The organism is Candidatus Allofournierella merdipullorum (assembly GCF_048426865.1).
In the GTDB taxonomy this organism is placed as follows: Bacteria; Bacillota; Clostridia; order Oscillospirales; family Ruminococcaceae; genus Allofournierella_A; species Allofournierella_A merdipullorum.
In genome coordinates, this window is record NZ_DBFNWJ010000014.1 from 25,157 (window position 1) to 45,942 (window position 20,786).

17 protein-coding genes, 1 tRNA gene and 1 pseudogene are annotated in these 20,786 nt (G+C 64.2%); 6 read left to right on the forward strand and 13 right to left on the reverse strand.

The window, feature by feature from the left end; translation table 11 throughout:
- Nucleotides 1–4: 4 nt before the first annotated feature.
- The 5 genes from ACMNAY_RS02685 to ACMNAY_RS02705 all read left to right on the forward strand — a co-directional run bounded on the left by ACMNAY_RS02685 (nucleotide 5) and on the right by ACMNAY_RS02705 (nucleotide 5,436).
- Complete coding sequence (locus ACMNAY_RS02685) at nucleotides 5–1,114, forward strand: oligopeptide/dipeptide ABC transporter ATP-binding protein (RefSeq protein ID WP_418718294.1); 1,110 nt, start codon at nucleotides 5–7, stop codon at nucleotides 1,112–1,114.
- A complete protein-coding gene (locus ACMNAY_RS02690) occupies nucleotides 1,111–2,148 on the forward strand; it encodes an ABC transporter ATP-binding protein (protein ID WP_394977498.1) in 1,038 nt (345 codons plus the stop codon). The genes ACMNAY_RS02685 and ACMNAY_RS02690 overlap by 4 nt, the downstream gene beginning before the upstream one ends.
- A 103-nt stretch (nucleotides 2,149–2,251) precedes the next feature.
- Nucleotides 2,252–4,024 (forward strand): ABC transporter substrate-binding protein, encoded by a 1,773-nt coding sequence (locus ACMNAY_RS02695; RefSeq protein ID WP_418718295.1) that lies wholly within the window; start codon nucleotides 2,252–2,254, stop codon nucleotides 4,022–4,024.
- 540 nt (nucleotides 4,025–4,564) lie between these two features.
- Nucleotides 4,565–4,641, forward strand: a tRNA-Arg gene (locus tag ACMNAY_RS02700).
- Nucleotides 4,642–4,785: 144 nt separating this feature from the next.
- Complete coding sequence (locus tag ACMNAY_RS02705) at nucleotides 4,786–5,436, forward strand: nuclease-related domain-containing protein (protein ID WP_418718296.1); 651 nt, start codon at nucleotides 4,786–4,788, stop codon at nucleotides 5,434–5,436.
- Nucleotides 5,437–5,522: 86 nt separating this feature from the next.
- On the opposite strand, the gene udp is transcribed toward ACMNAY_RS02705, so the two are convergent.
- The 12 genes and pseudogenes from udp to ACMNAY_RS02765 all read right to left on the reverse strand — a co-directional run bounded on the left by udp (nucleotide 5,523) and on the right by ACMNAY_RS02765 (nucleotide 15,568).
- On the reverse strand, nucleotides 5,523–6,308 hold the full coding sequence (udp, locus tag ACMNAY_RS02710; RefSeq protein WP_418718297.1) for a uridine phosphorylase: 786 nt from the start codon (nucleotides 6,306–6,308) through the stop codon (nucleotides 5,523–5,525).
- A 753-nt stretch (nucleotides 6,309–7,061) separates the two neighbouring features.
- On the reverse strand, nucleotides 7,062–7,796 hold the full coding sequence (locus ACMNAY_RS02715) for a biotin--[acetyl-CoA-carboxylase] ligase (protein ID WP_394977490.1): 735 nt from the start codon (nucleotides 7,794–7,796) through the stop codon (nucleotides 7,062–7,064).
- Nucleotides 7,789–8,277 (reverse strand): YfcE family phosphodiesterase, encoded by a 489-nt coding sequence (locus ACMNAY_RS02720; protein WP_418718298.1) that lies wholly within the window; start codon nucleotides 8,275–8,277, stop codon nucleotides 7,789–7,791. The genes ACMNAY_RS02715 and ACMNAY_RS02720 overlap by 8 nt, the downstream gene beginning before the upstream one ends.
- Nucleotides 8,274–9,122: a 16S rRNA (cytidine(1402)-2'-O)-methyltransferase gene (rsmI, locus tag ACMNAY_RS02725; protein ID WP_418718299.1), complete on the reverse strand. Its 849-nt coding sequence runs from the start codon at nucleotides 9,120–9,122 to the stop codon at nucleotides 8,274–8,276. The genes ACMNAY_RS02720 and rsmI overlap by 4 nt, the downstream gene beginning before the upstream one ends.
- 5 nt (nucleotides 9,123–9,127) lie before the next feature.
- Nucleotides 9,128–9,832 (reverse strand): tRNA1(Val) (adenine(37)-N6)-methyltransferase, encoded by a 705-nt coding sequence (locus ACMNAY_RS02730; RefSeq protein ID WP_418718300.1) that lies wholly within the window; start codon nucleotides 9,830–9,832, stop codon nucleotides 9,128–9,130.
- A 99-nt stretch (nucleotides 9,833–9,931) separates the two neighbouring features.
- Nucleotides 9,932–10,138 (reverse strand): annotated as a pseudogene (locus ACMNAY_RS02735) (DUF362 domain-containing protein); the annotation flags it as partial.
- A 118-nt stretch (nucleotides 10,139–10,256) separates the two neighbouring features.
- The gene (locus ACMNAY_RS02740) at nucleotides 10,257–11,105 is read right to left on the reverse strand and encodes a PSP1 domain-containing protein (RefSeq protein ID WP_418718301.1); all 849 of its coding nucleotides are present in this window, start codon (nucleotides 11,103–11,105) and stop codon (nucleotides 10,257–10,259) included.
- A 144-nt stretch (nucleotides 11,106–11,249) separates the two neighbouring features.
- The gene (locus ACMNAY_RS02745) at nucleotides 11,250–12,158 is read right to left on the reverse strand and encodes a hypothetical protein (protein ID WP_418718302.1); all 909 of its coding nucleotides are present in this window, start codon (nucleotides 12,156–12,158) and stop codon (nucleotides 11,250–11,252) included.
- Entirely contained in the window at nucleotides 12,158–12,481 is a 324-nt protein-coding gene (locus tag ACMNAY_RS02750; protein ID WP_177522833.1) for a cyclic-di-AMP receptor, read from the reverse strand. The genes ACMNAY_RS02745 and ACMNAY_RS02750 overlap by 1 nt, the downstream gene beginning before the upstream one ends.
- Nucleotides 12,482–12,623: 142 nt before the next feature.
- On the reverse strand, nucleotides 12,624–13,289 hold the full coding sequence (locus ACMNAY_RS02755; protein ID WP_418718303.1) for a hypothetical protein: 666 nt from the start codon (nucleotides 13,287–13,289) through the stop codon (nucleotides 12,624–12,626).
- A 286-nt stretch (nucleotides 13,290–13,575) separates the two neighbouring features.
- A complete protein-coding gene (locus tag ACMNAY_RS02760; protein ID WP_394977528.1) occupies nucleotides 13,576–14,457 on the reverse strand; it encodes a YitT family protein in 882 nt (293 codons plus the stop codon).
- Between the two features lie 103 nt (nucleotides 14,458–14,560).
- On the reverse strand, nucleotides 14,561–15,568 hold the full coding sequence (locus tag ACMNAY_RS02765; protein ID WP_418718305.1) for a YeiH family protein: 1,008 nt from the start codon (nucleotides 15,566–15,568) through the stop codon (nucleotides 14,561–14,563).
- Between the two features lie 150 nt (nucleotides 15,569–15,718).
- On the opposite strand from ACMNAY_RS02765, the gene ACMNAY_RS02770 reads away from it, so the two are divergent.
- Nucleotides 15,719–16,603 carry a LysR family transcriptional regulator gene (locus ACMNAY_RS02770; protein WP_394977477.1) on the forward strand — a complete coding sequence of 295 codons (885 nt, stop codon included), beginning with the start codon at nucleotides 15,719–15,721 and terminating at the stop codon, nucleotides 16,601–16,603.
- 327 nt (nucleotides 16,604–16,930) lie between these two features.
- Here ACMNAY_RS02770 and nifJ read toward each other — a convergent pair whose 3' ends face one another.
- A complete protein-coding gene (gene nifJ / locus ACMNAY_RS02775; protein ID WP_418718304.1) occupies nucleotides 16,931–20,473 on the reverse strand; it encodes a pyruvate:ferredoxin (flavodoxin) oxidoreductase in 3,543 nt (1,180 codons plus the stop codon).
- Between the last annotated feature and the right edge of the window lie 313 nt (nucleotides 20,474–20,786).

The following is a 20,786-nucleotide window of genomic DNA, read 5'->3' on the forward strand; positions in this document are numbered from 1 at the left end:
GTACATGAGTGAACATCTTTTATCGGTCAAGGACCTGCACACCTCCTTCACCACCGACAACGGCGAGGTGCACGCGGTCAACGGCGTTTCCTTCAACCTGGATGCCGGCAAGGTGCTGGGCATCGTGGGTGAGTCGGGCTCCGGCAAATCTGTGACCGCTTATTCCATCATGCAGATCCTGGCGGACAACGGCCGCATCACCGGCGGCAGCGTTGAGTACAAGGGCCAGGACATCACCAAGTGGAACCGCCACCAGATGGCGGGCTTCCGGGGCAAGTGCTGCTCCATCATCTTCCAGGACCCCATGACCAGCCTGAACCCGGTGTTCACCATCGGCAACCAGCTGGAGGAGGCCATCCGCCTGCACACCGACAAGCGGGGCGCCGAGGCCAAGGCCCGCGCCATCGAGATGCTCACCCTGGTGGGCGTGAACGAGCCCGCCAAGCGCGTGAAGCAGTATCCCTATGAGCTGTCCGGCGGTATGCGCCAGCGCGTGATGATCGCCATGGCCCTGGCCTGTGAGCCGGACATCCTCATCGCCGACGAGCCCACCACCGCTCTGGACGTGACCATCCAGGCGCAGATCCTGGAACTGATGCAGGAGCTGCAGAAGAAGCTGGGCATGGCCATCATCATGGTCACCCACGACCTGGGCGTCATTGCCACCATGTGCGATGAGATCATCGTGATGTACGGCGGCCGTGTGTGCGAGCGCGGCACCGCCGACGAGATCTTCTACAACCCCAGCCACGAGTACACCAAGGGCCTTTTGCGCTCCATCCCCAGCACCGAGCGGATGAAGGAGCGGCTGGTGCCCATTGCCGGCAACCCCATCAACCTTTTGAATATGCCCGCGGGCTGCGCCTTCTGCACCCGCTGCGACAAGGCCATGAAGGTGTGCCTGGACTACGTTCCCGTGGAACGCCGGGTGGGCCAGGATCATCTGGCTTCCTGCTGGCTGAACGACCTGGCCCTGAAGGACAAGGCCGCCGAGATGGCCGCTGCCGGCGAGAGCGCCGACGCGGTGCAGGCCGCCACCGGATGGGTGAAAAACGAGGGCGGCGAGTGGGTCTTTGATCCCATCGTCGTCGAGGAAGGAGGCGCCGACGCATGAGCAGCGAGTATCTTGTTGAAGTCGAGCACCTGAAACAGTATTTCCCCATCCGCACCGGCTTCGCCTCCACCACCCCGCTGAAGGCGGTGGACGACGTTTCCTTCGCCATCAAGCCCGGCGAGACCCTGGGCCTGGTGGGCGAGTCCGGCTGCGGCAAGACCACCGTGGGCCGCAGCCTTCTGCAGCTGTACCAGCCCACCGGCGGCCGCATCAAATACAACGGCGAAGTCATTTTTGACGCCGGCGACCTGGACGAGAACGGCGAGCCCAAGGTGGACGCCAAGGGCAACCCCGTGAAGGGCAAGGTCACCACCGTGAACATGCTGCCTTACCGCAAGCAGATGCAGATGGTGTTCCAGGATCCCTACTCTTCCCTGAACCCCCGCATGACCGTTGAGGACATCATCGGTGAGCCTCTGGACGTGCACAAGCTCTACACCACCAAGGCCGAGCGCCGCGAGAAGGTGCTGCACCTGATGGAGCTGGTGGGCCTGAACGCCGAGCACGCCACCCGCTACGCCCACGAGTTCTCCGGCGGCCAGCGCCAGCGCATCGGCATCGCCCGCGCCCTGGCGGTGGACCCCCGCTTCATCGTCTGCGACGAGCCTGTGTCCGCTCTGGACGTGTCCATTCAGGCGCAGGTGGTCAACATGTTCGAGGACCTGCAGCACAAGCTGGGCGTGGCCTATCTGTTCATCGCCCACGACCTGCTGGTGGTGAACCACATCTCCGACCGCATCGCCGTGATGTATCTGGGCAAGATGATGGAGCTGGCTGAGGCCGGTGAGCTGATGAACAACCCCATCCACCCCTACACCCAGTCGCTGCTGAGCGCCGTGCCCATGCCCGATCCCAAGATCGCCCGCGAGCGCAAGCGCATCGTGCTGGAGGGCGACGTGCCCAGCCCCCTGAAGGCGCCCACCGGCTGCCCCTTCCGCACCCGGTGCCGCTACGCCACCGAGCAGTGCGCGGCCCAGCGTCCACCGCTGACCGACCGGGGCAACGGCCACATGGTGGCCTGCTGGAACAAGTAAGTTCCGGCGAATATCCCTCTTGGCAAGTCCCGACCCGTTTTTCTTGCCGGGCCGTGATTTGATAAACGGGCTTTCAGCCCAAAAAACAAATGGAGGTATACCCATGAAAAAGCTGACCGCACTCGTTCTGGCGCTGGTCATGTGCTTCGGTCTGGTCGCCTGCGGCTCGACCCCTGCTCCTTCCAGCACCCCGGCTTCCGAGTCCACCTCTCAGCCCGAAGCGACCAACGAGAACTTCGTTGATCCCGTCAATGGCTGGGGCGTCTACGACGAGCTGATCGACCAGATCCGCACCGAGACCGACCTGGCAAAGCGCGCTGAGCTGATGCATCAGGCTGAGGACATCCTGATGGACACCGGCGCCATCCTGCCCCTGTACTTCTACACCGACATCTACCTGCAGAAGGACTACCTGACCAACGTGTACTGGACTCCGTTCGGCTACAAGTACTTCATGTTCGCCGAGCTGGGCAACGGCAGCGACACCCTGCACCTGTATCTGGCTTCCGAGCCCGACAAGCTGGACCCCGCGCTGAACAGCACCGTTGACGGCGCTATCCTGGCCATCAACGCCTTCTCCGGCCTGTTCACCTACAACGCCGACCACGAGCAGGTCCCCGATCTGGTTGACACCTACGAGGTCAGCGAGGACGGCCTGACCTACACCTTCACCCTGAAGGACGGCCTGAAGTGGTCCAACGGCGAGACTCTGGACGCTTCTGACTTTGTTTACAGCTGGAACCGTGCCGTGAACCCCATGACCGCTTCCGACTATGCTTACATGTTCTCCCCCATCAAGGGCTACGACGAGATGACCAAGATGGACGCCGACGGCAACCTGGTCAACCCCGACGCCCAGCTGGCTGTTACCGCTTCTGAAGACGGCAAGACCCTGACCGTTGAGCTGGCCTTCCCCTGCGCGTACTTCCTGGATCTGTGCGCCTTCCCCACCTACTTCCCTGTGTATCAGGAGGCCGTTGAGGCTGCCGATCCCGAGGGCAACAACCCCGGCGCCTGGGCTCTGGAGCCCGGTGAGAACTTCGTCTGCAACGGCGCCTACGTTCTGACCGAGTGGAACCACAACAGCTCCATGACCTACGAGAAGAACCCCAACTACCACCGCGCCGACGAGGTGAAGATCGAGAAGCAGGAGTTCATGCTCTCCAGCGACGAGACCGCCACCTTCGCCGCCTACAATGCGGGCGACCTGGACTTCTCCGACGGTGTTCCCACCGCTGAGATCGCCGGCCTGCAGGGCAACCCCGAGTACCGCGTGATCGGCACCCTGGGCACCTACTACGTGTCCTTCAACGTCAACAGCCCCATGTTCGACGGCATGAGCCCCGAGGATGCTGCCACCCTGCGCAAGGCTCTGGCCCTGTTCATCGACCGTGACTACCTGGTCACCAACGTGGGCCAGGCCGATCAGGTGCCCGCCGGTTCCTTCATCCCCGCCGGCTGCCTGGACGGCAATGGCGGCGAGTTCAAGAACAAGGACTACTACGATCCCTCCGCCGAGGCCTTTGAGGACAACGTGGCCAAGGGCATCGAGATGATGGAGTCCATCGGCTACAAGTTCGATGAGAGCGGCATGCTGAGCGCCGAGACCCCGCTGAGCTTCACCTACCTGGTGAACACCCCGGGCGGCAACGTTGACGTGGCCGTGGCCATCCAGGCCGATATGGCTGCTGTTGGCATCGACATGCAGATCTCCGAGATGGAGTGGAACGTGTTCCTGAACGACCGTAAGGCCGGCAACTTCGACGTTGCCCGTAACGGCTGGCTGATGGACTTCAACGATCCTCTGAACATGCTGGAGATGTGGACTTCCGATTCCGGCAACAACGACTGCCAGTTCGGCCGTCCCCAGGCCTGATCGCTCACCTGAGCATCCTCGCCTGACAGCGAAATGAACAAGATCCGGCCGCTCCGAAAGGGGCGGCCGGGCTTTTTCTCTGCCGGGCAGGGCGGGGGAGAGGGCCGCAGGGGCCGGAGAAACCGTCCGGCACGGAGGCGGCAAAAGAAACGGGACGCAGGGCGGGAGTGGCGTGCGGCGGCTGCCCGTCGGCACAGGACGAAAAAGACGCATAACGGACGGCCCGACGCAGGGCGGGGGAGGGCCTCCTGTCAGCTGCCTGCCTTCCCGCGAACGAGGAAGCCGTCGGCCGCCCGCCGCCGGGGAGAGGCGCCCGAGAACCTCGCCCGTCGCTGGAGGAAGAGGCCCTCCGACGACTGCCCGCCACCGCGCGGAAGTGCACCTGGCCACCCCGCTCGCCGCTGGGTGAAAGAGACATCCTACAACCCCGCCCGCCGCCGGGCAGATCTGCCTTTTCTGGCTTTTCGAAAAAAAATTTGAATTTTTTTCAAAAAACCGTTGACAAACCCCTATGTCAATGGTAATATATATCTTGCACCTGCGCTGGTAGCTCAGTTGGATAGAGTGTCTGACTACGAATCAGAAGGTCGGGAGTTCGAATCTCTTCCAGCGCACCAAGAAGGACATCCGAAAGGATGTCCTTCTTTTTTTGTATCCCGGGGACGGTGGAGCGGCTCGGTTGCAATGGGGGCCGGGATTTGCTACAATGGTGCTATTAAGCATTTTGAGCAGCCGCCCGGAGGCGGCGGGAGGATAGTTCTATGGACCTGAACGTTTTGATCTTTGTTATCATCGTGGTGGGCGCAGGCCTGCTGGCCTTTGCCGTGACCATGTATGTGATCGGCCTGTTCCGCCAGAAGCAGCAGGGCGTTTCCGCCGCTGCGCCCGCCGGAAAGAAACAGGGCGCGATGCCCGACGACGAGCACAAGGGCGCGGACCAGATCCTGCGGGCGGTGCGCCGCTTTGCCGCCGCCGAGGACTACGCCGTCATCGCTCCGGTGGCGCTGCAGGGCTCGAAGGACGCCGCCGACCTGGACTTCCTGCTGGTGGGCTGGTTCGGCGTGCTGGGCGTGAAGTGCCTGGGCTACGGCGGCGAGGTCTACGGCAGCCTGGACCAGGAAGAGTGGACCCAGGTGCTGCCCCAGGGCCGCCGCACCTTTGAGAACCCCATGACCCGGGCGGGCAAGAGCGCCCGGGCGGTGCGGGACGTGCTGTTCGCCGCGAAGCTGAAAAACGTGCCGGTGGAGACCGTTGTGGTGTTCACCAACGCCGGCGCTTCGCTGAGTCTGCCCCGATCCACCGGGCACTACACCGAAAAGACCTTCCTGGCCTGGCTGAAGACCAATCACTTTCTGGAGGACAAAAAGGTGGAAGTGGAGCCGGTGGCGGCTGCCCTTCGCCAGCAGGGCTGAGAGGGCCTTTAAAACGACGAAACGGGCGGGAGCACCCTTGGGTGCTCCCGCCCGTTCTGTTCGTTCTGAGGGCTTTGGGGCCGCTCTCAGCCCTGGGCTTCCTTGTCCTGGGCGATGAGGCGGCGCACCGCACCCACCGCAACGCGGATGGCGGCGTCGGTGTCGTGGACGATGGGGTTGTCCAGACCGGCGGCCTCCCGCTCCTGATTGCCCACCACCAGGAAGGTGGAGCCCACCCGGGCCCGCAGCCAGGCGGCCACGGTGAACAGGGCGGCGGATTCCATCTCGCTGGCAAGGCAGCCCAGACGCAGCCAGGCCTGCCACTTGTTCTGAAGCTCATAGCTCACGGGCTTGGTCTCGGGCTCGTGCTGGCCGTAGAAGGCGTCCTTGCACTGCACCACGCCGGCGTGGCAGGTAAAGCCCTGCTCCCGGGCGGAATCCACCAGGGCGTTGGTGACCTGCAGGTCGGCCACGGCGGGGAACTCGATGGGGGCGTATTCCTTGCTGGTGCCCTCCATGCGGATGGCGCCGGTGGCCACCACGATGTCGCCGCCCTTTACCTTCATCTCCATGCCGCCGCAGGTGCCCACACGAATGAAGGTGTCGGCGCCGCACTTGTGCAGCTCTTCCATGGCGATGGAGGCGGACGCGCCGCCGATGCCGGTGGAGGTGACGCTCACGGGCACGCCGTCCAGGGTGCCGGTGTAGGTGACGTACTCGCGGCTGTCGGCCACGAGGCGGGCGTTGTCAAAGTAGGCCGCGATCTTGGCACAGCGCTTGGGGTCGCCGGGCAGCAGCACATAACGGCCCACGTCGCCGGGGCGGATCTGAAGATGGTACTGCAGGCCTTCTTCGCCGGAATAGTTTTGCATAGCTCATATCCTCCTTTTGCCGCTGCCCCGCACGGGAGCGGCGGTGTGTGTTTTCAGGCCAGCCGGGAAAGGGGGCGCAAACGGTTTGCGCCCGCCGCGGCCGACGGAAGTCGTATTTTTATTGTAGCAGATTTCGACATAAATTCCAACAGCGGGGGAGGGGGGCGGCAGAGAGGGCCGAGCGGACGGACGCAAAAGGCACCGCAAGCCGAGGCGAAGCCCGGGCCTCCCCACGTAGTGCGCATCAGAACGGACATTTTCCGTCGGCGTGGAAAATGTCCGGGATGCCGCGTGCGGTGGGGAGGGCCGGGCGGAGCATTTCCCGCAAAGCCGCCCCTGTTCCTGCCCGAGCGGCGCAGGGGTCAAGGAATTTGGCGCGGGGGTGGCCGCGTCGCTGTCCGCCGCCGCACGCGGCGTTTCGGACACGCTGCCCTCGCACCGTGCAGCGTGTTCGCTCCGAGGCGCACTACGCGGCGGCAGTGCCGCGGCCGGCACAGCCGGCAGCAGGAGATGGGCCGGGCGGAGCGTAAAAAAATTGCCTCCCCGTGTTTGCGGACCACGGGGAGGCGGTTAAGGGGTATCGCTTTGGTGTGAGGAGGAATCATGTACAGAACAGCGGTTGCGGCTCCGTGTTCTGTGATTTTAGTATACCCATAAGTTAAGGAAGAATTTTGAAGCCATTGTTAACATTTTGTGAATCCTGTTTTTTGCCCTTTTTCGCGCGACCGGCGGCAAATGCGGGGCACACGCCGGTCACACCCGGCCGTAGATGCCTTTCACGCTCACTTCGCCGCTGAGCACATGCCGCAGACCGCCCTGGGCGGCCACCACCAGCCGGCCCTGCTCGTCCACCGTCTCGGCCACGCCCTCACCGCCCTCGAACCAGACCTGCCGGCCCAGGTTCACGCAGCGGGGCAGGTAGTCCGCCCGCAGGGGGCCGAAGCCTTCCCGGTAAAAAGCCCGCAGGTCGGCGTCCTCCATGAAATGGCGGCTGAGGCTTTGGGCCAGCCGCTGGGGCGCGTCGGGGGGCAGGGGACGGCCCAGATGCCCCGCCACGCTCACCCCGTGGGGCAGGCCGGCGGCGGCGAAAAATTCCGGCGTCTGGCCCAGGTTCACCCCGATGCCGCTGACAAAGGCGCCGCCGAAGCCCTCGCAGAGGATGCCCACCGCCTTTTTGCCGCCCAGCAGCAGGTCGTTGGGCCACTTGAGGGCGCACTCTGCCCCGAAGCACTCCTCCAGCGCCCGGGCTGCCGCCAGCCCCGAGGCCAGCGACAGGCAGGCCGGGTCGGCCAGCGGTTCCTTGAACAGGATGGTGTAATAGAGGGCCTCGCCCGGCGCATTCTGCCACACATGGCCCCGCCGGCCCCGGCCCGCCGTCTGGCAGGTGGTCCACACCGCGTCAAAATGGCCCATCTGGGAAAGATGGGCCTTGCAGTAAAGATTGGTGCTGTCCGCCTGGGGCAGCGCTGTCAGCTTCGGCTCACTCATAGTCCGGCATCTCCAGATGCTCGAACACCGGGGCCTTGCCCTGCTCCACCGTGATGCGGCCGTAGGTGGGCCGGCCGGTGCGGGGCAGCGCCGCGCTGCCCGGGTTGAACAGGGTCACTTTATCCAGCTGCACCAGGTCCGGGCAGTGGGAGTGGCCGAACAGGGCCACGTCCGCGCCCCGGCAGATGGCGTTGCGGGCCAGGTCCTCGTAGCCGCATTTGACGTTGTACTGATGGCCGTGGACGTAGTAGAACAGCACGCCCTCAAAGGCCACCAGGCCCTCGCCCGGCTCCAGGGCGCCGAAGTCGCAGTTGCCGTGCACCGGGTAGACCGGCATGGGCAGCTGCTCCTGCACCTTTTCCAGATCTTTGCAGCCGTCGCCCAGGAAAATCAGGGCGTCGGCCCCCGGGTTTTTCGCCGCCACCCGGGTGAAGGCGCTGGCCGAGCCGTGGGTGTCGGAAAGTACAAGGATGGTTTTCATTCGTCTTCCTCCTGCCGCGTCAGCAGCCGGTAGATCTGGCTTTTGCTGAACGGGGTATTCTGCGCCGCCTGTTTCGCCGCGGCGCTGGCGCTCATGCCGCCCTCCATCAGGGCGCGGGCGGTTTCAGCCGCCTGGTCCAGGGTGGGGGGCTGGGGCCGGTTCTCCTCCGGCGACGCGCCGGCCATCACCAGCACATACTCGCCCCGGGGGTTGTTGCTCTCGTAATATTCCACCGCCGCGCCCAGGGTGGTCTTGACCACCTCTTCGTGGAGCTTGGTCAGCTCCCGGGCCAGGGTGATGCTGCGGTCGGGGCCAAAGGTCTCCAGCAGGTGGCCCAGGGTCATGCGCAGCTTGTGGGGCGCTTCGTAGAAGATGACGGTGCGCTCCTCGCCTTTGAGCTTGTCCAGCCGCTCCTTGCGCTGGCGCAGATTGGTGGGCAGAAAGCCCTCGAACACAAAGCGCCCGGTGGCCTGGCCGCTCACCGCCAGGGCGGTGACGCAGGCGCTGGCCGCCGGCACCGGCACCACCTTGATGCCCTCGGCCAGGGCGTCGGTGACGATGACCTCGCCGGGGTCGGAGATGGCGGGCATGCCCGCGTCGGAACACAGGGCGCAGTTTTCGCCCGCCTGGATGCGGTCCAGAATGTAGCGGCCCCGCTCCTTGAGGTTGTGTTCGTAATAGCTCACCAGCGGCTTTTTCAGCCCCAGGTGGTTCAGCAGTTTCAGGGTGACCCGGGTGTCCTCGGCGGCGATGAAATCCACGCTGCCGAAGGTGGCGGCGGCCCGGGGGGTCATGTCCTCCAGGTTGCCGATGGGGGTCGCCACGATATAGAGTGTGCCGGCCATGGGCGTCACATCCCTTCCCGATAGATTTTTTGAAGCTGGGCCGAGGGGCGGCCGCCCTCGTCCGCCATGAGCACATCCGGCTCGAAGCGCAGGCCGGGGCGGCGGTTCTTTTGGGCCTCCACCAGCACCAGCCAGGGCGTGCCGCCCGCCTCCTGCTTTGCAAAGGCCGCCCGCTTGGGCTCCAGATGCGCGGCGGAGAGCACCGCACACACCCGGGCGAACTGGTCCGCCCGGTGGCAGAGGGCAAAGCGCCCGCCGTCCCGCAGCAGGGCCGCCGCGGCGGCGGCCACCTGCTCCAGGGTGCAGCCGCCCTCGTGGCGGGCGGTGGCCCGGGCGGCTTTGGGGCTGACGAAGCCCCCGGTGAAATAAGGGGGATTGGCCGCCACCAGATGGGCAAGGCCGTCGCCCCGAAGGTCGTTCAAGTCGGCGCATTCCGGCGCGATGTGGGCCAGCGCCGGGTCTTCGGCCACCGCCCGCCGCAGCAGGCCGGTGCCCTCCGGGTCCACCTCCACGGCACGGCAGGGCCCCCGGTGGCCCAGATCGTGCCAGCGCAGGGCCACGATGCCGCAGCCGCTGCACAGGTCCACCGCCGTTTCCTCCCGGCGGGGGCGGGCAAAGCCCGACAGGAGCATGGCGTCGGTGCCGAAGCGGTGGGCCCGGCTGATGTACACCTTTGTGCCGTTGGCCAGCGTTTCCGCCGTTGTCTCCACCCCGTCACCTCCCATGGTCTGCAACCAAAAAAGCGGCGGGCCCGAACAGGGTGCCCCGCCGCTCTTTTTTGTGTTTTGCCGGCGAAGAAAAAGCTGAAATCAGCCCTCTTCGATGGCGCCAACAGGGCAAGCGCCAGCGCAGGTGCCGCAATCGATGCAGGCGTCCGCGTTGATCTCGTACTTGCCGTCGCCCTGGCTGATGGCGCCGACGGGGCACTCGCCCTCACAGGTGCCGCAGGAAACACAGGAATCGGTGATCTTGTAGGCCATGGTCATTCTCTCCTTTTTCTCCGCGCCATAGGATGCCCGGGCAACGGGGCGGCCTGCGCGGCGAGCCGCATGCCCGGGTGCAAAGGGGGCAGGCCCCCTTTATGCCATTATTGTAGCATAAAAACGAAAAAGAACAAGGGGCAATCCTGAAAAATCAGGGCTGGTCCGGGTCGGGGGTCTTGGGGGGACGCTTGCCGCCCCGCAGGTAGACGCACTCGCTGCGCTTGTAGTATTTGGGGGCCAGCGCCTCACTGGCAAAGCGCACCTTCAGCATACCGCTGACGGGGTTTGCCTCGATGACCACGCCCTCGCCGTCCGGCGTGCGCACCACGCTGCCGTTCATGGGGGTGATGCTGTTGAGGTATTCATAGGCCTTGTGCTCGTAAGCAAGGCAGCACATCAGCCGCCCGCAGGCCCCGGAGATCTTGGTGGGGTTGAGGGACAGGCCCTGCTCCTTGGCCATCTTGATGGACACCGGCTGGAAGTCCTTCAAAAAGCGGCTGCAGCAGAAGGGCTGGCCGCAGATGCCAAGGCCGCCTTTCATCTTGCTCTCGTCCCGCACGCCGATCTGGCGCAGCTCGATGCGGGTGTGCAAAGCGCTGGCCAGGTCCTTCACCAGCTCCCGGAAGTCCACACGGCCGTCGGCGGTGAAGAAGAAGACGATCTTGGCGCGGTCCAGATTGTACTCCGCCTCCACCAGCTTCATCTCCAGCTTGTGGGCGGCGATGCGCTCGTTGCACAGCGCAAAGGCGGCTTTTTCGTCCGCCCGGTTCTTTTCCATCCGGCGCACGTCCACCGAGTCGGCCATCCGCTGGATGGGCTTCAGCTCCCGGCCCACCTGGCTGTCCGGCAGGTCATGGGGGCCGGCCACCACCTCGCCGCATTCCACGCCGCGGGCGGTCTCCACCACAACGTAATCCCCCTCCTTGACGTCAAAGCCGGTGGGGTCGAAATAGTAGGCCTTTCCGCTGGCCTTGAAGCGCACTGAAATGACTGTTTTCATGGGGTCAACTCTCTTTTGCCCGGCCGCCGGGCGTGGGTGTCAGGTCCCTTGCCCGCGGCAGGTTTTGGGCAAGAGCGAAAGAGGGAAGAAAGGTGGGGGACACTTCGTCCGCCCGAAGAAAAATCAAAAACACGGGGCCGGCCTTCAGCCGGCCGCTTCGCAGAGGTTTGCCGCCAAAAGGGTGAACAGCAGCTTCTGGTTGAGGCTGCGGTCCAGCGAGCGGCGGGCCTCGGTGCAGCCCCGGGCGCAGCGGGCGGCGGCAGGCAGGGAAAGGCCCAGCCCCTCGGCGCCCTCCAGCACGGCGGCGGCCACGCAGGCCAGGCCCTCCAGTAGGCGGGCGGCGGCGGCGCGGTCCTTTTCAAAGGCGGAGAGCAGCCGCAGCGTCTCGTAACGGTCGGCTTTGCCCACGGCCTTGGCCAGCGCCAGCGCCTCGTCCAGGGTGCGGCGGGCGGCAGGGTCGGAGGCGGCGGCCTTCGCGGGGCCGATGCGCCCGGCGTAGACCCGGGCCAGCAGCGCCGGGTCGGGGCAGGCGGGACAGGTCTCTTTGAGATATGCCTCGCACTGGGCCGTGCTCACCGGGCTCAGCTGGAACAGGCCGCAGCGGCTGCGGATGGTGGCAAGCACGGCGGCGGCGCTGGGGGCGGTAAGGAGGAACAGCACCCCGGCAGGGGGCTCCTCCAGCACTTTCAGCAGGGCGTTGGAGGCGGAGGGGTTCATGTGATGGGCGCCGTAAAAAATGACCACCCGGCCCGCGGCGGAGAGGGCGGTCTCGTGCACAAGGCTGCGCACCTGGCGGGCCTGGCCCACCAAAATCTCCCCCCGCTGGCCCTGGCCCCGCACCTCGATGCACTCGCTGCTGCGCCCGGCCAGCACCGCCTCGGCGGCGTCGCCCCCTTCGGGGAAGAGGAAGTCGGCCGCAAGGCAGCGGGCGGCAAAGCCCGCGCCGCAGCCCTCCTCGGCGCACAAAAGCACACTATTGGAAAGCCGCCCTGCCTGCAGGGCGGCCTGAACGCTTTTTTTAAAGGCTTCGTTGCCCCGGATGCGCTCCAGCATCACAGCTTTTCGAAGCGCTCCACGTTGGTGACGAAGATGGTGGCGCCGCCCACGGTGACCTGCAGCGGATAGGCGGTGGCCACGCCGATGCCGTAGCTGGCGGTGCTGGGCACAACCTCGGTGCGCTGCTTGCAGTGCTGGGCGATGATCTGGATGCAGGGATCCACCTTCTCATCGTCGGTGCCGATCATCAGGGTCATGTTGCCGGCCATCAGAAAGCCGCCGGTGGTGGACAGACGGGTGACGGAGAAGCCCTCCTGGATGAGGTGGTTACAGACCTGTTTCGCGTCCTCTTTGTTGACGATGGCAGTGATGAGTTTCATGGTATCATACCCCTTTCCGGCCTGCCGCGGCGGCAAAGCCGTTTCTGTTCTTTCATTATACCACACAACATCGCGGATTTCCACAAAAAACGGCGCGCCGAAGCCCTTTGCCCCGGCGCGCCTGCGCTCGTTTTGTCTTTTTTCAGCGGCCCCGCCACTGGTTTTCCCACTCACGGCGGCGACGGCGGGTCTCGGCGTCATTCTTGAGGCGGCGGAAGATGTCCGGCCCGAAGAAGACGATGAAGTTCACAAGCCCCAGCACCGTGGCCAGCGCCTGGGCGAACTGGAAGGTGATGAGCAGAGAGGCCACCTGCAGCACATACAGGCCGCCGGCGATCCAGCCCAGCCACTTCACCTTCACAGGGATCACGAAGAAGAGCATCAGCTGCATATCGGGGAAGAGCCAGGCGAAGGCGAAGAACAGGGAATAGAACAGCGCCTCGCTGCTGCCCCAGCCGGTGATCAGGCAGGAGGCCCAGGCCCCCGCCATGCCCAACAGGAAGTAGACGTCGAAGGTGAAAGCGCCCCAGGCCCGCTCCAGGGAGGTGCCGATCCAGTAAACGAGGTAGACCTCCAGGGCGAAGAACAGCGGGTTCATGGTGAGGGACGGGCTGAACACGAAGCTCACCAGCCGCCACAGCTCCAGATGGGCCAGGCCCGATCGGGTGAGCTGCAGCAGGTAATACACGCTGCTGTTCACCAGCATGATGACCAGCCAGGCGGCGATCTGGCCGCCGGCCACCACCAGCATCAGGTTTTTCGGCGCTTTGCGGCCGTAACGGTACTGCATTTTTGCCAGCCAATTCATGGCGTTTGTCCTCCTTAGGCTGCGGCCGGGGCCGCGGGTTGTTGTTTTGTTGTATGCTTTGCAGGTGTCTCTTTCACCCGCATTTTTGGCATTTTCAGGCTTTCCATTCAACAAAAAGTTATCCGACCTTGAATTTCCGGCCTGAATTGTTGAAAACTAATGGGTTGTGGTGGGGTTTCCAACACTTTCAACAGGGTTTTCAACATCTCTGTGGAAAGTCGGGGTTTATACACATTGTAAACGGAGCGGGTCGGTTTTGCAAGAAAAATGGAGATTTGATGTGGCTTTAGCCGCTTTTTTCATTCACTTCCGGGGGGCGGAAGCCCTCGCCGAACACCTCGCTGGCCTCGCAGATCATCACCAGCGCGCCGGGGTCCAGCCGGTGGGCCGCCAGGCGCACCTTGAACACCTCGTTGTTGGAGCAGGCGCACATCACCATCTGCCGGGCAAGGCCGGAGTAGCTGCCGGTCACGTCCACCAGGGTGCTGCCCCGCTCCACCGCGTCGTTGATGGCCTTTGCCACCGCCGCGCCCTCGTTGGTGATGACCAGCACCAGCTTGCCGCTGCCCGCGCCGTAGATGATTTTATCCATCACGATGGTGAGGGCGAAGGCGCTGACCATGCCGTAGAGGGCGGCGTCGATGTCGCCGAAGGCGGGGATGCCCAGCAGGATGACCGACGCGTCGATGGCAAGGCTGAGGTTGCCGAAGCTGATGTGGGGGGCTTTGCGCTTGGCGGCGTGGATGAGGAAGTCGGTGCCGCCGGTGGAGGAGCCCCGCATATAGATGAGGGACAGCCCCGCGCCCATCAGCACGCCGCTGAACCCCGCCGCCAGCAGGCGGCTGCCCTCGTAGACGGGGAAGAGGGGAAGCACCAGGTCGATGATGACGGTGCTGATGACCATGGTGCGCAGGCTTTTGAGGAAAAAGACGTGGCCCAGGGTGCGCCAGGTGAGCAGCACCAGCGGCACGTTCAAAAGCAGCGTCACCGTGCCCACAGGCAGGCCCCACAGATAGTTGATGATGAGGGCCATGCCCGACAGGCCGCCGGTGGCAAAGCCGCCCTTGAGGGCGAAGGTGTAGACGCCCACCCCCATGAGAACGCTGCCGGCCAGATCAAAGGCCAGATCGGTGACTTGTTCCTTCCAGCGGGACGTTCTGCGCTTCACGGACAATGGGGCCCCCTCCTTTATTTGCAGGATACAGACCCATTATATCCTATGCCGGATAAAATGAAAAGCGGCGTTTCCCGGTGGGGAAACGCCGCTTGTTTTACAGCAGGAACAGCCGGATCAGACCCAGCGCGAAGAGCACCTGGCAGGCGCCCACCGACAGGCCGTAGCCCAAAGCGCGGGGGCCTTCCTTGACCAGATCCCGGAACTTGACCCGCATGCCGATGGCCGCAAGGGCGATGATCTCGAACTGGCCGCTGATGAACTTGGCCGCCGCGCTCACCGGAGCGGGCACCACGCCCAGGGTGTTCACCACCGCCAGAATGAAGAAGCCGATGATGAACCAGGGCACGCCGGCCTTGACGCCGCCCGCCGCTTTGCCGCCGGCGAAGAGGCTGCCCTCCTCCTCGGGGTTGAGGCGGGAGAAGGCCAGCGCCACCAGCACGATGAACACGATACGGATGATCTTGAAGATGGTGGCGTCGGGCACATACTCGGGGCCCACCAGGCCGGCGGAGGCGATGACCTGGCCGATGGACTGCATCACGCCGCCGATCATGGCGGTGGTGGGCAGCATGGCGTGGCCGTAGACCAGGCCGGTGATGACCGGCAGCAGCACCATCAGCACGGTGCCGGTGACGTTGACGATGGTGATGGAGATGCCCTTGTCTTTGCTGTCGGCGCCCACCACCGGGGAGACGGTAGCAATGGCGCTGGAGCCGCACACCGCGTTGCCCGCGCCCATCAGCAGGCAGAAGCGGCGGCCGAAGCCGAACCGCCGGCCGATGAGATAGGCGGCGGTGATGGTGAGGGCCATCTGGCAGGCGATGAAGCCCACGCCGCCCAGGCCCACGGCGATGATGTCGCTGAGCACCAGCGTTGCGCCGGTGAGCACGATGGAATATTCCAGCAGGCTGCGCTCGGAGAACTTGGTGCCCTCGTCCATGCAGGATTTATTCAAAAAGGTGTTGCCGCACACCATGCCGATGCCGATGGCAAACAGCGCCGCGCCCACCGAAGGCACGAACTTGGCGATGCCCTGGGCGATGAGCCCGATGACCAGACAGGCCGCAAAGCCCGGCGCTTTTTTCAAAACGTGTTCCTTCACCATTGTTTTTCCCCGTTCCTCTTGATTTTTTGCCCCTTTTCGGGGCGGCTCGCCTTGATTATACGGCCCGTTTCATATAAAATCAATTTAGAGACAGGCGAGAAACTATCACGTTTTCTTATACATTATGGAAAAAGGAGGGAACGGGAGATGGTGGACCCGAAGCTGACCACCTTTCTCACGCTGGTGGAGGAAAAAACCACGGTGCGCTGCGCCGAGGCACTGCATCTGAGCCAGCCGGCGGTGACCCAGCACATCCGCTCGCTGGAAGCGGAGTACGGGGTGAAGCTGTTCGCCAAAGAGGGCCGGCGGCTGACGCTGACCGAGGCGGGGGCCCGGTTCTACCGGCTGGCGCGGCGGCTGCCAGCGATGGAGGCCCAGCTGCGGGCGGCGCTGGCCCAAGGGGAGGCGGCCCCGCTGCACTTCGGGGTGACCCGGAGCATCGGCGAGGGGCTGATGCCCCGGCTGGCACCGGCGATGCTGGACGCGCTGCCCAAACGGTCGCTGCAGATGCGCCTGCACAACACCCGCACCCTGCTGGAGGAGCTGGACAAGGGAGAAATTGAGTTCGCCCTCATCGAGGGCAACGCCAGCCACCGGCGCTACTGCTGCCGGCCCTTTTACACCGCCCGTTTCTCGGCGCTGGGGGCGGCGGAGGGCCGCTGGGCGGGGTGCAAAACGCTGGCGTCGCTGTGCTCCGCGCCGCTGCTGGTGCGGGAGACGGGCAGCGGCAGCCGGGAGATTCTGGAGAGCGCGCTGGCGGCCCGGGGCCTTGCGGCGGAGGATTTTGCCGGCTGCCACGTGTTCGAGAGCGTGCCGGTGCTGCTGGAGCTGGCGGCGGCGGACAAGGGCGTGACCTTTGCCTATGAAGTGGCCGCCGCGCCCCTTCTGGCCGGCGGGCGGCTGGCACGGCTGGCGGAGAAGGATTTCTCCCTCACCCGGCCCTTCACCTTCGTCACCCTGCCGGACAGCCCCTTCGCGAGACAGGAGCAATATCTCTTTGAGCACATCCGGGACCTGTGCGCCCGGCTGTGAGCGGTTTTTAAAGAGACAGGCAAAGCAGGGGAGGGGACGGCTTTTTTCGCGCCGGACGAACGCCCGGGGTTTTCAACACGGGCGGGCAGGAATGTTGGGAAATGCCGGCCTTTCAACAGAGGACGGGCAAAAGCTGAATGAAGGGCGTACAAAAATATGGGACAGGCTGACCATTAGATAAAGGGCGTACAAAAATATGGGACCAGTTGACCTTTCGATGAAGGGCGTACAAAAACATGGGGCAGGCTTTTCTTTAGATGAAGGGCGCACAAAAAAGGCCCCCGCAAAACGCGGGGGCCCTTTTATTATGCTGTTCGGGCGTTTCGATTACTCGTAGAGCTTGACCAGCTTCTCCAGGTACTCGTAGCGCTCCTTCGCCTTCTTGTCGGCCAGGTCGAACAGCGCCTCGGCGCGCTCGGGGAAGGCCAGCTTCAGGCGGCTGTAACGGGTCTCGTTGGAGATGAACTCCTTGTAGTCCGCGGTGGCGGGCTTGGAATCCAGGCTGAAGGGATTGGCGCCCTCGGCCTTCTTGCGGGGATCGAAGCGGAACATGTTCCAGTAGCCGGCAGCCACGGCCTTCTTCATCTCGGCCTGGCAGTTGGTCATGCCGCCCTTCACACCGTGCATCTCGCAGGGAGCGTAGCCGATGATGAGGGAGGGACCATGGTAGCTCTCGGCCTCGGTGATGGCCTTCATGGTCTGGTTCATGTCAGCGCCCATGGCGATCTGGGCAACGTAGACGTAGCCGTAGCTCATGGCGATCTCGCTCAGGCTCTTCTTGCCGATGGCCTTGCCGGCGGCGGCGAACTGAGCCACCTGGCCGATCTGGCTGGCCTTGGAAGCCTGGCCGCCGGTGTTGGAGTAGACCTCGGTATCGAACACGAAGACGTTCACGTCCTCGCCGGAAGCCAGGACATGGTCCAGGCCGCCGAAGCCGATGTCGTAGGCCCAGCCGTCGCCGCCGAAGATCCACACGCTCTTCTTGGAGAGGTAGTTCTTCTTGGGCAGGATCTCCTTGCTGTACTTGCAGTCGGGATCGGCCTCCAGCTCGGCAATGAGCTTCTCGGTGGCAGGGGTGTTGGCCTTGCCGTCCTCGTAGGTGGCGAAGTACTCCTCGATGGCAGCCTTCTTGCTCTCGCTGGTGGTCACTTCAGCCAGCTCGTGCAGCTTCGCGGCCAGAGACTCGCGGATCACCTTCTGGCCCAGATACATGCCCAGGCCGTGCTCGGCGTTGTCCTCGAACAGGCTGTTCGCCCAGGCAGGACCATGGCCGCTCACCTTGCTGGTGGTGTAGGGAGAGGTGGCAGCGGGGCCGCCCCAGATGGAAGAGCAGCCGGTGGCGTTGGAGATGTACATACGCTCACCGAACAGCTGGGTGACCAGACGGGCATAAGCGGTCTCGGCGCAGCCGGCGCAGCTGCCGGAGAACTCCAGCAGGGGCTGGTTGAACTGGCTGCCCTTCACGCTGGTCTCGGGCATCATGCCGTCCTTCTTGCGGATGTTCTCGACGCAGTAGTCGAAGACTTCCTGCTGGGCGGCCTGGCTCTCCTGGGGCACCATCTTCAGGGTGCCCTTGGCGGCGGTGGGGCAGACGTTCACGCAAACGCCGCAGCCCATGCAGTCCAGGGGAGAGACGGTCATGGCAAAGACGTAGTTCTCGCAGCCCTTGCCGTTCATGGCCTTGCTCTTCAGAGCGGCGGGAGCCCCCGCGGCCTCGTCGGCGGTGAGAGCGAAGGGACGGATGGTGGCATGGGGGCAGACGAAAGCACACTGGTTGCACTGGATGCAGGTGTCGGGGTTCCACTCGGGAACGTTCACCGCGACGCCGCGCTTCTCGTAGGCGGAAGCGCCCTGCTCGAACTGGCCGTCCACGTACTTCTCGAAGGCGGAAACAGGCAGGCTGTCGCCGTCCATCTTGGAGACGGGCTCCAGAATGTTCTTCACCATCTCCACGGTGGCGGGGTTGCCCTCCAGAGCGGCGCCGGCGGCCTCGTCGGCGGCGTTGGCCCAGTCGGCGGGAACTTCCACCTTGTGGTAGGCGTCGAAGCCGGCGTCGATGGCCTTCCAGTTCATCTCAACGATGGCCTGGCCCTTCTTGGCGAAGGTCTTCTCGGCGGCCTGCTTCATATACTTGATGGCGTCCTCGCGGGGCAGCACGCCGGCCAGCGCGAAGAACGCGGACTGCAGGATGGTGTTGGTGCGCTTGCCCAGGCCGATCTCAACGGCCTTGTCGATGGCGTTGATGGTGTACAGCTGGATGTTGTTCTGGGCGATGTAGCGCTTGGACTCGGCGGGCATATGGTGAGCCAGCTCTTCGTCAGACCACTGGCAGTTGATCATGAACACGCCGCCGGGCTTGACGTCCTGCACCATCTTGAAGCCCTTCACAACGTAGCTGGGGTTGTGGCAGGCCACAAAGTCAGCCTTGTTGATGTAGTAGGGGCTCTTGATGGGCTTGTCGCCGAAGCGCAGGTGGCTGATGGTCACGCCGCCGGTCTTCTTGGAGTCGTACTGGAAGTAGGCCTGGATATACTTGTCGGTGTGGTCGCCGATGATCTTGGTGCTGTTCTTGTTGGCGCCAACGGTGCCGTCGCCGCCCAGACCCCAGAACTTGCACTCCTTGGTGCCTTCGGCAGCGGTGTTGGGCGCGGGCTTCTCCTCCAGGGACAGGCCGGTGACGTCGTCCACGATGCCGATGGTGAAGCGGGCCTTGGGCTCGGCCTTGGCCAGCTCCTCATACACAGCGAACACGCTGGAGGGCGGGGTGTCCTTGCTGCCCAGACCGTAGCGGCCGCCGATGACCTCGGCGTCGTTGTCGGCCTCGCGCAGGGCGGTGACCACGTCCAGGAACAGAGGCTCGCCCAGGCTGCCGGGCTCCTTGGTGCGGTCCAGCACGGCGATCTTCTTGGCGGTGGCGGGGATGGCGGCCAGCAGCTTCTCGGCCACGAAGGGACGGTACAGCCGCACCTTCACCAGGCCCACCTTCTCGCCGTGGGCGGTGAGGTAGTCGATGACTTCCTCGGCCACGTCGCAGATGGAGCCCATGGCAACGATCACGCGGTCGGCGTCGGCGGCGCCGTAGTAGTTGAACAGCTGGTAGTCGGTGCCCAGCTTCTCGTTGACCTTGGCCATGTACTTCTCGACCACAGCGGGCAGAGCCTCGTAGTACTTGTTGCAGGCCTCGCGGTGCTGGAAGAAGATATCGCCGTTCTCGTGGCTGCCGCGCATGGAGGGGTTCTCGGGGTTCAGCGCATGGTCACGGAACTGCTGGATGGCGTCCCAGTTGACCATCTCGGCCAGATCGGCGTAGTCCCACTTCTCGATCTTCTGGATCTCGTGGCTGGTACGGAAGCCGTCGAAGAAGTTGATGAAGGGAACGCGGCCCTCGATGGCGGCCAGGTGGGCAACAGCGGACAGGTCCATGACTTCCTGGGGATTGGTCTCGGCCAGCATGGCGAAACCGGTCTGACGGCAGGCGTAGACGTCGCTGTGGTCGCCGAAGATGTTCAGCGCGTGGCTGGCCACGGTACGGGCAGACACGTGGAACACGCTGGGCAGCAGCTCGCCGGCGATCTTGTACATGTTGGGGATCATCAGCAGCAGGCCCTGGCTGGCGGTGAAGGTGGTGGTCATGGCGCCGGCGGCCAGGCTGCCGTGCACAGCGCCCGCGGCACCAGCCTCAGACTGCATCTCCATGACCTTGACCTGGGTGCCGAAGATGTTCTTCTGGCCGGCGGCGGACCACTGGTCGACGTAGTCGGCCATGGGGCTCGACGGGGTGATGGGGTAGATGGCCGCAACTTCGGTGAACGCATAGGCTACATGCGCCGCCGCGGTGTTGCCATCCATGGACTGTTTCGCTCTAGGCATTTCTCTTCCTCCATAGCATGTGATTTAACGTTTGCTGCCATCGCTGGCAGGTCTGCGTCATCTCTGCCCGCGCGCACGAAAAACCGGCAGCGCCGGTTTTCCGCAAACGCGGACAGCTTCTGCTGTATATTATTTTATCAAAACCAATGTGCAAAGTAAACTACTTTCCTGCCCCTTTTTGCCCCTTTGTTTGCAAAATAGCGCCGCCTGCGGCCCTCTGCGCCGCCTTTTCGGGCCAAAAACGCCCCTTTCGGGGCGCAGCGCCGTTTGACAAGGGTAAACTTTGCCGCTATGATGTAGTATATATATGCAC

Excerpts from the sequence above, each read along its gene's own strand:
- ACMNAY_RS02685 (WP_418718294.1), top strand. The coding sequence starts at position 5 with ATGAGTGAACATCTTTTATCGGTCAAGGACCTGCACACCTCCTTCACC.
- ACMNAY_RS02690 (WP_394977498.1), top strand. The coding sequence starts at position 1,111 with ATGAGCAGCGAGTATCTTGTTGAAGTCGAGCACCTGAAACAGTATTTC.
- ACMNAY_RS02695 (WP_418718295.1), top strand. The coding sequence starts at position 2,252 with ATGAAAAAGCTGACCGCACTCGTTCTGGCGCTGGTCATGTGCTTCGGT.
- ACMNAY_RS02705 (WP_418718296.1), top strand. The coding sequence starts at position 4,786 with ATGGACCTGAACGTTTTGATCTTTGTTATCATCGTGGTGGGCGCAGGC.
- udp (WP_418718297.1), bottom strand. The coding sequence starts at position 6,308 with ATGCAAAACTATTCCGGCGAAGAAGGCCTGCAGTACCATCTTCAGATC.
- ACMNAY_RS02715 (WP_394977490.1), bottom strand. The coding sequence starts at position 7,796 with ATGAGTGAGCCGAAGCTGACAGCGCTGCCCCAGGCGGACAGCACCAAT.
- ACMNAY_RS02720 (WP_418718298.1), bottom strand. The coding sequence starts at position 8,277 with ATGAAAACCATCCTTGTACTTTCCGACACCCACGGCTCGGCCAGCGCC.
- rsmI (WP_418718299.1), bottom strand. The coding sequence starts at position 9,122 with ATGGCCGGCACACTCTATATCGTGGCGACCCCCATCGGCAACCTGGAG.
- ACMNAY_RS02740 (WP_418718301.1), bottom strand. The coding sequence starts at position 11,105 with ATGAAAACAGTCATTTCAGTGCGCTTCAAGGCCAGCGGAAAGGCCTAC.
- ACMNAY_RS02745 (WP_418718302.1), bottom strand. The coding sequence starts at position 12,158 with ATGCTGGAGCGCATCCGGGGCAACGAAGCCTTTAAAAAAAGCGTTCAG.
- ACMNAY_RS02750 (WP_177522833.1), bottom strand. The coding sequence starts at position 12,481 with ATGAAACTCATCACTGCCATCGTCAACAAAGAGGACGCGAAACAGGTC.
- ACMNAY_RS02755 (WP_418718303.1), bottom strand. The coding sequence starts at position 13,289 with ATGAATTGGCTGGCAAAAATGCAGTACCGTTACGGCCGCAAAGCGCCG.
- ACMNAY_RS02770 (WP_394977477.1), top strand. The coding sequence starts at position 15,719 with ATGGTGGACCCGAAGCTGACCACCTTTCTCACGCTGGTGGAGGAAAAA.
- nifJ (WP_418718304.1), bottom strand. The coding sequence starts at position 20,473 with ATGCCTAGAGCGAAACAGTCCATGGATGGCAACACCGCGGCGGCGCAT.